Here is a 13766-nt window from a genome sequence, read left to right on the forward strand (position 1 = left end):
GCAAGGACGAATTACTACCGCGTAAGGTCAGATTATTCCGAGGAAGGTCGAATTACTACGCACGAGGTCGAATTATTACACCACGTAGGTCGAATTATCCCGCCTAAGGACCGATTATCTCGCAAAAGGGCGAATTATTACCTGGCAAGGTCGATTTACTACCGCGATATGCTCCGATAAACATTGTCAAATCCAAAAACACCGATACAAAGTATCGGTGCGTCAGGGGATTCTAGCTATTTGCAATTATGTATTCAATCACTTTTTCCGCATCATCCGTATAAAAGAGTGCCTTATCGAAGTCATGGGCCGCCTTCGTCTCGGCTTCCATGTATTCAAAGGAGAGGAAACCAAAGAGCCGCTTCCATTTATTGTTTTTCTCAAGAAGTTTTCTTGCCCTTTTTATATCCTCAGGTATGAATTCATTAATGATAAAACATGGGTCAGAAAATGAATGGTCCTGAAAACGTTCGTTCAAGGCCTGCAATTTTTCCCGATCCCATTCCAGCCTTATCAAATCCGATATGACCGTCACATTTTGAACCGAGTCGAGGATGCGTTTTGACAAAACATCATATTCTTCATCCTCCAACCCATTATCCGTCATGATTCCTATACAATACCATTTTTCATTATGATCCAGTTCTTCATTTTTCTTGAAAAACACTATTCATACACCCTCCTTTTACGCTTTACATGTCCTATTTCTTTTTCTTGTATATTAAATCCATTCATTATCTAAATGGCAAATGCAACATGTCCGTCCTCACGCCATTTCACTATAGCATAGAGGTATATCCACAGGATTCGGGAACTTCATTACATACAAAAAAGATACCCTGAAAAGGATACCCCCATCATACCGGCTGAAGAGCCAGCCCTCTTTGTTTAAACAGATATTCCATAGCCTCCCTGAACGATAGAAAAGCTTTTACCTGATTAGTGAAATCGAGTTTGATTATCTCTTTCACCACATCAGGGGTAAAACCGACAAACATCGTTTCCGTACCCATCAACGCCAGTGCCCCCACTAGTTTATCTAAAAGGGAGAGCATATTGCTTTCCTTCGTAAAGGTAATCCCGGAGAGATCGATAATCAATACTTCCGCATGCAGATCTGCACATTTTTGCAGTACAGTCGATTGCATCGGCTCCATTCTCCAATCATCAATGCGCCCGATCAATGGTAAGAGCAGGACATCCTTTAAAACGGTCTGTACGATTGGAGTGGCCAATTCTTCCATGACTTCCCGGTTCTCTTTTATCTTCTGCAAAGAATCGTTTGCCATTCTTGCCATTTCTTTATAATGATTCACATAACTTATACTCACACAGTGTATGAATTGATCCAGGATCGCATCAATTATCGAGCTTGCCTTTAGCAAAATTTCAATGGAGTAGTAGCGGTTGCTTACTTCTTCTTCAATGAAACTCCAGAAAAGATTACGTACCAGCTGAGCTTCCTCAATATTCTTATCTAAAGGAATACCCATATCCACGACGCGCTTTCCTATTTCCATCCCCGTTATTTTCATACGTTCCATCGCTTGTGACTTTCCATGGATTAGGGCATCTGCATGGATTTGAATAAGCTCTGACCTTACCTTTTTACTGGTTTCAAAATCATAGAGCGGGCCATCTTCTTCGAACAACTCGATATGCTCCACCAAGATATATTTAAATTTTTCAATTTTTTCACCGATCATTCTTAATTCTTCCATGTAGACCTCCCATAAAGGGCTTTTATCACATTTTATCAAATAGTTAATGGTTGTGGGTATAAAACCTTCTATTACCAATATGATAATAGACGTTTACCCTTTTCTGAATAAGGGTATTATGATATATGACTTGGAGGGATTACCATGAAAAAGGATCAAAAAGACTTTGAATCTGAAAACATGAGCGATTTAGTCGAACTCATAAACAGTAAAAATAACAGCCGCAGAATATTGGATGTAATTCGGCGTAACAAAAAGGATAAAAGTAAAAACAAAGATACAAAATGAAAAACCCAGTCCAATGTGGTCTGGGTTTTTGAATGGATAAATAAAAGAGCTGAGTTTGTTATTTAAGCAAACTCAGTTCTTCCTGTCACTATCTTTTTCTCCGAATCTCCTTCACATGGTTCCCTTCAGTGGTAATATAGACTGTTTCATCAATTTTGTATGTTAAATAACGGTCACAATCAATTTCCAACGTTTTCCCATTGTCGAATTTCATTGCACAATTGGATCCCTCTTCGGTCTCCGTCACATCAATGACTTCGTTCGTCTTAAAACCGACTGCCTTGCCATCGGAGAAATGAGGATAGTATTTTTCAACAATCTCCACCTTTTCCAATCTGCCAGGACTTGTTAAGTATACAACGAATAAAATAATTAATACGGCTATTAACCCAATGAGAATTACTACTTTTCGTTTCACTCTATCTATTACCCTCTTCTCTTATCAATCTATTATTCAATATCCTTTTTCACTAGATTATATTCAGGATTCCGGAAAATCATGATAGAAAAGATCATTTTATTTAACGATTTTCACTTTTTCAACCATCATGGCACAAGCAGCAGCCAGGATGATTAAAATGGATACTGCCGAGATGACCCCTACCCAACCGAACTTCATCAGGAATAAACCGCCTGATGCCCCCACTACACTTGATCCGGCATAGTAAAACAGGAGATATAATGCGGATGCTTGTGCTTTTTCACTTTTATCGGCTAAACTTCCAACCCAACTGCTCGCAATTGAATGAGCTCCAAAAAAGCCAAATGTTAACAGGGCAAGCCCCATTATTTTCAGCAATAGTGGATCCAATAGGGTTAAAAGGGCCCCCATCAGCATGATTGCGATTCCGATAAGAAGTACAAGCCTCCGACTATATTGATCGGCAAGCTTCCCCATCCATGTAGAACTAAATGTCCCCACAAGATAGATGATGAAAATGAAGCCAATCAATGTTTGTGATAAATGATATGGCGGTCCCATTAAAGGTATACCCACAAAGTTATAAACGGTAACAAACGAGCCCATTAATAGGAAGGCCATACCGAATAAGAGTACTAGTCTGCCATTCCTTAAGTTATTAATGAGGGAGGTTTTTATTCTCGACAATGAGACTCGTACGCGGACTGCATGCTGCGAAGGCGGGAGCATCCACCAAAAAGCCAGACTGATGATCAAACTTAAAGCTCCAAGGCTGCCAATCGCTATGTTCCATGAGAAATGATCGGTCAGCACCCCGACAATCAACCTGCCAGCCAATCCGCCGATACTCGAACCGCTCACATAGATACCCATCACATAGCCCAGGCTTTTCGGATGAAATTCTTCATTGATATAGGCCATCGCAATTGCCGGGAAGCCTGCAAGCACGGCTCCTTGAATCGCCCGTATTGCGATAAGGATGTATAGGTCATCCTGGATGAAGCTTACACATATGGATAACAATGCAGACAGGGTGAGCGCCGTCCCCATTATTTTTTTCCTATCGATATTTTCCGAGAAAAAGGAAACTAGCAATAAACAAATGGCAAGCGTCCCCGTTGCGAAAGATAATGTAAGACTTGCCATAGCAGGAGAGACTCCGAATTGCTTTGCGAATACCGGAATGACCGGTTGGGTACTATATAGATCGGCAAACGTTACAAAGCTACCAAGAAATAAAGCCAAGATTGTTTTCCTGAATGATTTACCAGCAGGCTCGATATAATTCACTTATGTTCAGACCCTTCACTTTTAAACTTTCCCCCTATGTTAATACGAACTTCCTGAGTTGTCTATTTCGCCACTTATGGCCAAAGGGAAAGTTCAGTTCCAGCAATCCTAAAAAAAACCCTTCACTGCACTGAGTGAAGGGTTTTTCATCAATATGACCGTTTATCATTCCGCTCACTTTTTTTAAGCAGCCAGTACACAGGCATTCCTATAATGAGGATGATCACCGAGTACAGGGCATTTAAAGGTGTTTGGATTAATGTGCTTAAAACAATATATATTGCACCAGCAATCGCTACAATGGGGATCAATGGGTAAAATGGCACTTTATAAGTTTTCGCATCCGGGTCTTTTCTGCGTAAGATGAAGACCGCAAAGAAGGCTAATCCATAAAAACAGAAGACAGAGAATACGGCCATATTGGTAAGTTTGTCAGGGTCTGTTGCAACCATCATGATGATTGCAATGAACACTTGTAATATCGTTGCATTTACAGGCGTTTTAAACTTGGGCGATATTTTCCCGATTTGTTTATGCCCAGGCATCATTTTATCAGTCGCCATCGCCAAGGTTATGCGCGGAAAGGTCAGGAGTTTTCCGTTCAAGCAACCGAAAATGGAAATAGCTATTCCGATTGATATCAATTTCCCGCCCAATTCACCAAATAGAAGCGTTGCCGCAACATTCGCTGCATTCGTTCCATGAGCTATGACTCCCTCTGCTCCCAATACATGAAGCATGGCAAGGTTCACAGCTAAGTATGAGACCATGACCACAACTAATCCCGTTATGATCGCTCGCGGCAACGTTTTCTGCGGGTTTTTCATTTCCCCTGCCATGAAGCCGACATTCATCCAGCCATCATACGCCCAGAGCGTAGCCAAAATCGCACCGGCCATACTGATTTTCATTGAACCTTCACTATTGATATTGAATACAGGCATATCACCTTGTGCGATACCGAACACTGCTATGAAAATGATGGGGATCAATTTAGCAACGGTCGATAAGGTTTGTATCATACCGCCGTATTTTGTCCCCAGCAGATTCATGCCTGCTATAAATACGATCGTCAGAATCCCTATTGCCAAAGTGTAATCTGAAGCGATATTAAATATTCCTGCGATTAATATTCCGAAGTATAAACTGAGGGCACCCATGACTGCAGGTCCATATACCAATGTTTGAACCCAGCCGCATAGGAATCCCCATGCTTTTCCGTACACTTCTTCCATATAAACATATAAGCCACCCGTTTTAGGAATCCGGGTACTCACTTCCGCAATCGTCAATCCGCTTGCCAGGGTAATCAGACCGCCTATTAGCCAAGCTAATAAGGCCATAGTTGAATTACCACTTAACTCAAGCACGTCACCAGGTCTCATGAAAATACCAGAACCGATAACTGTACCAACTACAATAGATGTTCCAACCCAAAAGCCAATCGTTTTCTTCAATTGGTCATTTCCCATGATGTCCTCCCCAGGTGTACACATGTACTTATTTTATACTAAAATTATATCATATAAATTATACGAAAATAGTTTATGCAATCATTTGAATATTCCAATAAAAACTCAGACACATTGGTATTACTACGCTCAGGTCGCTTTATTACATTTATATTTTTTTTACTAAATATGACTGAAACTACGCTAAAAGCCGAATATTTTTTTATTCACGAAAGATTATTCGTTATTTATCTTAATAATAACGAATTAAAAATCACAAAACACAATTATCATTCGTTATATATTTTCGTGAGATTCCAGCATTTTTCTAGGAACGCAAAAAAACCACCCCAAATCAACGGGGTGGTTCCACTCCACTTTCAAGCTTCATTTCGTATTACCAAATAATGAATAGAAGCACAACCGCCAAGACAATCCGATAAATGGCAAAAGGAGTCAATTTAACTTTATCGATTAAAATCAAGAAAAAGCGGATACAGAATAACGCAAAGATAAATGCGCTTATGAAACCTGCAATAAAGAATGGCAGAACTTCAGGTGTGAAGAATTCCCAATATTTCACAATTTTCAACAAACTGGCACCTGCCATGATCGGGACTGCCATGATGAACGTGAAATCGGAAGCCGCCCGGTAGCTCATTCCTAATAGCACACCGCCTGATATCGTTGAACCTGAACGGGAAAATCCCGGCCATAGAGATATACATTGGATTAACCCAACTCCAAGGGCCTGTTTATAAGTGATTTGGTCAACTGTTTCAGCAGTCAGCTTTGGACGGAATTTATCCGCAGCAATCATCAAAAACGCGCCAAGGAACAACCCGACGATAACCGTCTTAATGTTAAATAATTCATCAATATAATCTTCGAATAATAGACCTAAAACTCCCGCCGGTAACAATCCGACGATAACCTGCAATAGGTTAAGCTTTGGGCCCTTCACAGCGGATGTCCCTTTCAGCTTCCTTAAACCAAGCAAGTCCATGAATCGTCCCCAGAAGAGCACGACTACAGCAAGTATCGAACCAAGCTGAATGACCACCTTGAACGCATTGGCCACCTCACTCCCGAAAAGCTCTTTCGAATTCAGCCATAAATCATCGACGATAATCATATGCCCTGTAGACGATACAGGAGCAAATTCAGTTAATCCTTCTACAAGACCAAGAATAACTGCAACAAAAATTTCCCACATATTCATTTTATTCACCTCATAATTCGAACACCTATTTATGGAAATATCATTTGTATTTTACTCGTTGTTTAAAATATTGTCTATTAAACATTGCTGAAACAATTTACGGGTACATGTATGATAGGGTTCAAGATTAAGTTTAAAGGGGAAGTGATGATTTTGCAAAACATACTGATTTTCGCCCATAGAGGGTCAAAGGGGACGCATCCTGAAAATACCATGGCTGCATTTCAAGAGGCGGCAGAAATCGGTGCCGAGGGGATCGAGTTCGACGTCCATCTCAGTTCTGATGGTGAATTGGTTATCATTCATGATGAAACACTAGATCGAACGACCACCCTTACTGGTTATGTAAAAGATCATTCGTCACAACAGCTGAAAACGGCAGATGCCGGGAGCAAATTTTCCAAGGAATTCCTTGGGGAACGGATTCCTTTTTTAATGGAAGTTTTCGACTGGGCAAAGGGAAATGCTTTATTGATGAATATCGAAATAAAAACGGATAAACTCGCTTACGAAGGGATTGAACAGAAGATCATTGATTTAATTCGGCAATATCGAATGGAAAATCGGGTGATCCTCTCTTCCTTCAACCATCAATCCATTGAAAAAGTGAAGGTGCTTGCCCCGGAACTTGAACGTGCATTATTGTTCGAGGGGCTTCCTGAAAATTTCGAAGAAATCTTACGTGATAAAAAAGAATCTGGGTTTCATCCAGATAAAAACAGCCTGACCCCGGCAGTTAGTGAAACAGCGAAAAAACTCGGATATAAAATCCGGCCTTGGGTCGCCAATGATGAAGCCGACATCGTCAAGCTGGCAGAGTTGGGTGTCGACGTCATCATGACCGATTTCCCTGAAAAGGCAATCAAGATTTTAAAGGCTTGGCAGGCAATTAGCTGAACAATGCGAAAGAGAAGGAGCGATGCCCCTTCTCTTTCAATCCATATTTATTCAATTAATTAACGAGAAAAGTTTGAACCGCCTAATTGTTGTTCAGCCATTTGAACCAAACGTTTTGTGATTTCCCCACCAACAGATCCGTTAGCGCGAGAAGTAGTGTCAGCACCTAGGTTTACACCAAATTCACTAGCGATTTCATTTTTCATTTGTTGTAGAGCTTGTTCTGCACCAGATACTAAAAGTTGATTGCTGTTATTGTTGTTTGCCATGTGTTTTCACCTCCTACTAATATTAATTAGCATTTTAGGCTTAAATTATTATTGCCAATTTATTGTATTTTTTTCTTTACGGCCCTTCAATCCAAAGCTCTTTATCATGATTTTCTTTTTATGTTCATAAACTGTTAGGAAACTTTCAGTACAGTAGGAGGGAAAAGAATTGCAAATACATGTGGTTAGGCCAGGCCAGACGTTATATGGCATCGCCCAGACGTACAGCGTAACCGTTGACAGGCTCGTGGAAACGAATAAGATTCCTAACCCAACTAACCTTGTTTCGGGGCAGGCCCTTGTCATTCCAATAGTCGGCAGCTATTATTTCGTTCAACCGGGTGATAGTCTTTATTCCATTTCCCAAAAGGTTGATGTCCCTTTTCAAGAGTTGGCAAAAATAAATGGCATTCCTGAAAATCAAGTCTTATCCGTTGGATATCGGCTCTATATTCCGGCACGGAAGAAAAAGACCGCCGAATTCAACGGTTATGTCGAGCCTAGGGGTACGACGGTCGCACCGGCCCTTGTAACGGCTGCAAGGGAAGCTGGGCCCTATTTAACCTATTTAGCCCCATTCAGCTTCCAGGCGCTTCGTGACGGCTCTTTAAAAGAGCCTTTGCTCGATGACTTCCCTGCCATCGCCAGAGAAAATAAAAATGTTTTAATGATGGTGATCACGAATCAGGAAAATGACCAATTCAGCGATGAGCTCGGGCAAATCATCTTGACGAATACTTCCGTTCAGAATAAGTTCCTGAACAATATCGTTACAACGGCAAAGAAATATGGATTCCGGGATATTCACTTTGACTTTGAGTTTTTAAGGCCGGCCGATAAAGAGGCCTATAATCAATTTCTCCGAAAAGCCAGGGATCGATTCAAGAAAGAAGGCTGGTTCATTTCCACGGCACTTGCCCCTAAAACAAGTGCTGAGCAAAAAGGCCGTTGGTATGAGGCACATGACTATAAAGCACATGGTGAAATCGTCGACTTCGTTATCATCATGACTTATGAATGGGGATATAGCGGAGGACCTGCAATGGCCGTGTCCCCTATTGGACCGGTTCGGGATGTTCTCGAATATGCCGTCACCGATATTCCCTCCAATAAGATCCTGATGGGGCAGAATCTATATGGCTATGATTGGACCCTGCCTTTTGTACAGGGATCCACCGCCAAGGCCGTGAGTCCGCAGCAGGCCATCCAGATTGCGGCGGCCAATAATGTTTCCATCGAGTATGATGAAACCGCACAGGCCCCGCACTTCAACTATACTATTGAGGATAGACAGCATGAGGTGTGGTTTGAGGATGCCAGATCCATTCAGGCAAAATTCGATTTAATCAAAGAGCTGAACCTAAGGGGGATGAGTTATTGGAAGCTCGGCTTGGCCTTCCCTCAAAACTGGCTGCTCATCAGTGATAATTTTAACGTACGGAGAAGGGTCTAAGAACAGATTGAGCCTATCGTTAAACTTTTGGAATACCAAAACGCAAACGGACATATAATCAAATATCGAGCATGAAGTCCAGTTCTGGATACGTGACTCAGCCAAAAAGCCTTCCGGCATTGTCCGGAAGGCTTTTATCATTTCAGCCGCAACTTTCCAGGTAATCTGCCGAAATTCATCATTCAAAGTTTGTCTGTCCGCTCCCTTATGAGTCAAGCCTTTTTTGACCATACTAAAAGGAACAGTTAAGGGGGTGTGAGAAACATGATTCGAATCGGCCCATACATCAGCGCCGTTCCAAGATTTCCGCGTTTCATCAGATTGCTTTCTATCATCGCATTATTTTTACTCTCATTCGGGGTCTTGATCCACATTGTGGAGCCGAAGAGATTCCCCACTTTACTTGATGGCATATGGTGGGCAATCGTCACTATGTCAACGGTGGGTTACGGAGATTTCACTCCCGTTACAAATCTTGGAAAAATCATTGGGATGGTCCTCATTTTGTCGGGAGCCGGCCTGATCACCTCTTATTTTGCGTACATTGCTAAAATGTCCATTTCCAATGAACAGCAATTTCTAACAGGAAAGAAAGTATTCGGCGGCGGCGGTCATATCATCATTGTAGGCTGGAATGGCCGTTCCAAGAGAATCATCCAAAACATTCATGATCGTAAACATCATCAATCCATCGTCCTTATAGATGATACACTGCAAAAGCATCCGCTTCCAAGAACGAATATCCACTTTGTCCAAGGAAAAGCTACATTGGATTCCGTTTTGCAGAAAGCTAATATAAAACAAGCCATACGCGTACTTATCACAGCGGACCTCAAGCAAGACGAGCTGCAAACGGATATGTTCTCGATATTAACATTATTGGCCGTCAAGGGACTGAATCCGCATGTGTATTGCCTTGTGGAGATATTAACGCATGAACAAAAGGAAAATGCTTTACGAGCAGGAGCGGACGGTATAGTGGAAACGAATAAATTCGCGAGTGAATATATGCAGGATTGCTTATCGAAAGGGATCATTGCGGATGCAGAAGAGCAAAATGATTGGGATGGATTGAACATCAAACAGCTGCCCATCCGGAATGACTGGGTGGAAATGTCGTTCAAACAGCTGGGCGTCAAGCTATTTGATCAGGACATTTTATTGATTGGCATCATTTCAGGGGGCAAGACTTTCATCAAGCCCCCTGCAGATGTAATCATACATCTTAATGACACTCTGCTCATCATTGAAGATTAATGTAATAAAAGCTTTTCCAAATCACGGACAAGCGTTTTTCCATATGAGATATAGTTTTCCGGAAATTCGGCATCCGGATTTTCCGGCTCAGCAAACTGGTTGAAGGAAGCGGAGAGGTTTCCGATATTTCCTTCACCGTCAATACCGTCCTCGTACTTATGAGATAACAAAAACGGCTGTAAAAATTCGACCATTACCCCATCCTTATCGAGTGAACCATCAACAGCCTTGAAAGGGACTCGCAAGAACTGGTATCCATCACTGTCATCTATCTTATAATCAAAAGTCCCGTGGTCATAATCCCATCCTCCGCCTATCACATAGCCTTCGGGTTTTAACTTCGTCTCCAAATCGAACAAACCGAATGTTTTCCCTTCCAACTCAGAAGAAATTTTAATCATTGTAAAAAACCTCTTTCGCTAATTTTCTATTAGCTTAACCAAAAGGCCTTTAAAAAAACCCCTGGAATGCCTCTATTGTTCCCTTGATCAGGCATAAAGGAAGATTGGCTTCCTCACTGATTTCCAAGCTTTCCTTACGCTTTTATTTCAGCTTCGCCGCTCCCTTCTCCTCCTCCAGTCGTAATTTCCGGATCTTCTGCTGCTCTTCTTTCCATCCGGCATGCAGGCTTCTAGCGGCCCGGGGAACCGTTCTCGGTTTCTCTAGCTCCTCGATACTACTTAGCCCCCACTTTCATTTTCGATGCCAGTATCGAATATGTTTATTTTTACCCTTTGGCGTTCAACCAAAAAAAAGGCATCAAGTTGGATGTATTCCAGCTTGATGCCTTTTTATTATTATAAGCGCTTTTCGAGCTCCGCTTTTTTCTCTTCATAACCCGGTTTGCCTAAAAGTGCAAACATGTTCACCTTATATGCTTCCACTCCAGGCTGATCAAATGGATTTACCCCTAGTAAGTAACCGCTCATTGCACAAGCTTTCTCGAAGAAATATACAAGGTAGCCAAATGTATAAGCATCGAGCTGAGGCACCGATAGGATCAGATTGGGAACGCCGCCGTCCGTATGGGCTAACAAAGTACCCTCAAATGCTTTATTATTTACGAATTGCACCGTTTCACCTGAAAGGTAATTCAGACCATCTAAATCATTTCCCGCTTTTTCAATTGAAATTTCATGACGGGCTTTCTCCACTTTGATGACCGTTTCAAAAAGATCACGTCGCCCTTCCTGAACATACTGCCCTAATGAATGCAGGTCAGTCGAAAAGTTAGCGGATGAAGGGAAGATCCCTTTTTGATCCTTTCCTTCACTTTCTCCAAATAATTGTTTCCACCACTCAGAGAAGTATTGAAGTCCAGGCTCATAGTTTATCAGCATTTCAATGGTTTTCCCTTTATTGTAAAGGATATTTCGAACCGCCGCATATTGGTATGCCTGATTATCCGCTAGCTCGGAAGAACTGAATTCCACCCTGGCTTGCTCGGCTCCCTCCATGATTTGATCGATATCCGCCCCGCTGACCGCAATCGGAAGCAGCCCTACTGCCGTTAAGACCGAGTAACGTCCGCCAACATCATCAGGAATGACGAAAGTTTGGAAACCTTCCTCCGTTGCTACCGTTTTTAATGCGCCCTTTTCTTTATCAGTGGTCGCATAAATGCGGCCTTTAGCTTCTTCAACCCCATATTTTTGTTCCAGCAATTTCCGGAAAATCCTGAAGGCAAGTGCAGGTTCAGTGGTCGTACCGGATTTAGAGATGACGTTGATCGAGAAATCCCTATTTTCCAATAGGTCCATTACGTCCTGCATATATGTAGAGCTTATATTATTACCCACAAATAAAATTTGCGGTGTATTTCTTTTGTCCGATGGCAAAATGTTATAAAAACTATGTTGAAGCATCTCGACTGCCGCACGTGCTCCCAGGTATGATCCACCGATTCCGATAACCAGCAACACATCTGAATCTTCTTTTATTTTTCCGGCCGCTTTTTTGATTCTTGAGAACTCTTCTTTATCATAATTGGCGGGTAAATCAAGCCAGCCAAGATATTCATTGCCTGCCCCTGTCTGCTCATGCAGAGAATGGTGTGCCACTTTTACAGCATCCTGTAAATAGGTAATTTCATGCTCCCCGAAAAACGGTAGGGCTTTTGAATAATCGAAACGAATATGGGCCATTCAAATTCCTCCTTTAATTTTAAGTTTCCCTTTCACTTTATCTGATGTAATTCTCATAATCAAGACATCGATTAAGTAATTAAAGAATAATGCGTTCAAAGCAATCTCCCACCTGACAAGATGGGAGAAATGATCATTTCACTTGATTTATAATGAAGCCCGTAAAATGGCAAGGACATCCTCGCGGTTCAGGATTTTGAATCGTCCAAATTCCCCTCTGCTCATCGCTTTATCAGCCATGACTTCCAATTGTGAGTCATCGATGCCATAATCCGAAAGATTGGTCGGCGCCCCTAAGCTGCTCCAAAACGCCCTAAGCCTTTCAATGCCCTCAAGTGCAGCTTCCTCATCCGTTTTACCTTCCGGGTCCACATGGAACACGCGGACTGCAACCTGTTTAAAGCGTGCGACGTTTTCATGGAGCACATGTTTCATCCAATTTGGGAATAAGATGGCCAATCCTCCGGCATGCGGGATGTCATAAACGGCTGAAACGGCATGTTCAATGTTATGAGTTGCCCAATCACCACTGTAGCCAACCCCAAGCGAACCATTCAAGGCTAGATTTCCTGCATATAGGATAGTAGCCCGGTGCTCATAATTCTCTAGGTCTTCCAATAGTTTAGGTGCCGTTTCAATCACGGTCAATAACAGCGATTCACAGAAACGGTCTTGAAGGGGTGCATGCGTTTCCGGATGGAAATACGTTTCGAACACATGTGACATCATATCGACCATTCCGTATACCGTTTGATCTTTAGGCACCGAAAAAGTATTTTCGGGATCTAAAATCGAGAATTGAGGAAATACCAATGGACTTCCCCATCCATATTTCTCTTTCGTTTCCCAGTTTGTTATGACTGAGCCCGAATTTGCCTCGGAGCCGGTTGCAGCTAAAGTCAGCACCGTTCCAAATGGAAGCGCCTCTACCACTGGTGCCTTCTTAATGACAAGATCCCATGGATCCCCCTCATATTTAGCACCTGCAACAATTGCCTTTGTAGCATCAATAACGCTTCCGCCTCCAACAGCAAGGACAAAGTCGATACCCTGTTCTTTACAAAGATCCACACCTTTCCGGACTGTTGAGATGCGTGGATTCGGTTCAACTCCGGAAAGTTCGTGTACCTCTGCATCAATCACCTTCAATGCGTTGGCCACTTTATCATATAAGCCATTTTTCTTTATGCTTCCTCCACCGTAAACAAGTAAAACTTTATGACCATAAGCAGGAATTTCAGTTTTTAAACTTTCAAGCTGATTTTTCCCGAAAATTACTTTAGTAGGATTTTTATAAGTGAAATTTTCCAATGGATTTCTCTCCTTTAGTGCCTCATTGACCCATCTGTGGCC

At 42.1% G+C, this 13766-nt stretch carries 14 protein-coding genes; 4 read left to right on the top strand and 10 right to left on the bottom strand.

The features are described from left to right. Positions 1 to 232: 232 nt before the first annotated feature. Together ABIE66_RS25205 and ABIE66_RS25210 are read right to left on the bottom strand one after the other, a co-directional pair. On the bottom strand, positions 233 to 667 hold the full coding sequence (locus ABIE66_RS25205; protein ID WP_370016694.1) for a hypothetical protein: 435 nt from the start codon (positions 665 to 667) through the stop codon (positions 233 to 235). A 190-nt stretch (positions 668 to 857) separates the two neighbouring features. Further along, positions 858 to 1721 (bottom strand): STAS domain-containing protein, encoded by an 864-nt coding sequence (locus ABIE66_RS25210; RefSeq protein WP_370016695.1) that lies wholly within the window; start codon positions 1719 to 1721, stop codon positions 858 to 860. 144 nt (positions 1722 to 1865) lie between these two features. Between ABIE66_RS25210 and ABIE66_RS25215 the strand changes: the two genes are divergently transcribed. Beyond that, the gene (locus ABIE66_RS25215) at positions 1866 to 2009 is read left to right on the top strand and encodes a hypothetical protein (RefSeq protein ID WP_289326800.1); all 144 of its coding nucleotides are present in this window, start codon (positions 1866 to 1868) and stop codon (positions 2007 to 2009) included. 88 nt (positions 2010 to 2097) lie between these two features. On the opposite strand, the gene ABIE66_RS25220 is transcribed toward ABIE66_RS25215, so the two are convergent. From ABIE66_RS25220 to ABIE66_RS25235, 4 genes are all read right to left on the bottom strand, one after another. After that, positions 2098 to 2427 (bottom strand): hypothetical protein, encoded by a 330-nt coding sequence (locus tag ABIE66_RS25220; protein ID WP_289326801.1) that lies wholly within the window; start codon positions 2425 to 2427, stop codon positions 2098 to 2100. A 99-nt stretch (positions 2428 to 2526) separates the two neighbouring features. Next, positions 2527 to 3720 (bottom strand): MFS transporter, encoded by a 1194-nt coding sequence (locus ABIE66_RS25225; RefSeq protein ID WP_370016696.1) that lies wholly within the window; start codon positions 3718 to 3720, stop codon positions 2527 to 2529. A 149-nt stretch (positions 3721 to 3869) separates the two neighbouring features. Beyond that, on the bottom strand, positions 3870 to 5192 hold the full coding sequence (locus ABIE66_RS25230) for an APC family permease (RefSeq protein ID WP_370016697.1): 1323 nt from the start codon (positions 5190 to 5192) through the stop codon (positions 3870 to 3872). Between the two features lie 376 nt (positions 5193 to 5568). Beyond that, positions 5569 to 6393 carry an undecaprenyl-diphosphate phosphatase gene (locus tag ABIE66_RS25235; protein ID WP_370016698.1) on the bottom strand — a complete coding sequence of 275 codons (825 nt, stop codon included), beginning with the start codon at positions 6391 to 6393 and terminating at the stop codon, positions 5569 to 5571. 147 nt (positions 6394 to 6540) lie between these two features. Here ABIE66_RS25235 and ABIE66_RS25240 point away from each other — a divergent pair, with 147 nt between their 5' ends. Next, positions 6541 to 7290 carry a glycerophosphodiester phosphodiesterase gene (locus ABIE66_RS25240; RefSeq protein WP_370016699.1) on the top strand — a complete coding sequence of 250 codons (750 nt, stop codon included), beginning with the start codon at positions 6541 to 6543 and terminating at the stop codon, positions 7288 to 7290. Positions 7291 to 7349: 59 nt separating this feature from the next. On the opposite strand, the gene ABIE66_RS25245 is transcribed toward ABIE66_RS25240, so the two are convergent. After that, a complete protein-coding gene (locus ABIE66_RS25245) occupies positions 7350 to 7559 on the bottom strand; it encodes an alpha/beta-type small acid-soluble spore protein (protein WP_034310322.1) in 210 nt (69 codons plus the stop codon). A 169-nt stretch (positions 7560 to 7728) separates the two neighbouring features. Here ABIE66_RS25245 and ABIE66_RS25250 point away from each other — a divergent pair, with 169 nt between their 5' ends. Next, positions 7729 to 9012: a glycoside hydrolase family 18 protein gene (locus tag ABIE66_RS25250; protein ID WP_370016700.1), complete on the top strand. Its 1284-nt coding sequence runs from the start codon at positions 7729 to 7731 to the stop codon at positions 9010 to 9012. Positions 9013 to 9276: 264 nt separating this feature from the next. Beyond that, positions 9277 to 10269 (top strand): potassium channel family protein, encoded by a 993-nt coding sequence (locus ABIE66_RS25255; protein WP_370016701.1) that lies wholly within the window; start codon positions 9277 to 9279, stop codon positions 10267 to 10269. Here the strand turns inward: ABIE66_RS25255 and ABIE66_RS25260 are convergent. From ABIE66_RS25260 to ABIE66_RS25270, 3 genes are all read right to left on the bottom strand, one after another. Next, complete coding sequence (locus tag ABIE66_RS25260; RefSeq protein WP_289326808.1) at positions 10266 to 10670, bottom strand: YugN-like family protein; 405 nt, start codon at positions 10668 to 10670, stop codon at positions 10266 to 10268. The two genes, ABIE66_RS25255 and ABIE66_RS25260, sit on opposite strands and share 4 nt — an antisense overlap. Positions 10671 to 11066: 396 nt before the next feature. Next, positions 11067 to 12413, bottom strand: a complete 1347-nt coding sequence (locus ABIE66_RS25265) for a glucose-6-phosphate isomerase (protein WP_289326809.1) — start codon at positions 12411 to 12413, stop codon at positions 11067 to 11069. 147 nt (positions 12414 to 12560) lie between these two features. Continuing rightward, a complete protein-coding gene (locus ABIE66_RS25270; protein ID WP_370016702.1) occupies positions 12561 to 13724 on the bottom strand; it encodes an iron-containing alcohol dehydrogenase in 1164 nt (387 codons plus the stop codon). Positions 13725 to 13766: the final 42 nt, after the last annotated feature.

This window comes from Peribacillus sp. B2I2, assembly GCF_041261685.1.
GTDB lineage: Bacteria > Bacillota > Bacilli > Bacillales > DSM-1321 > Peribacillus.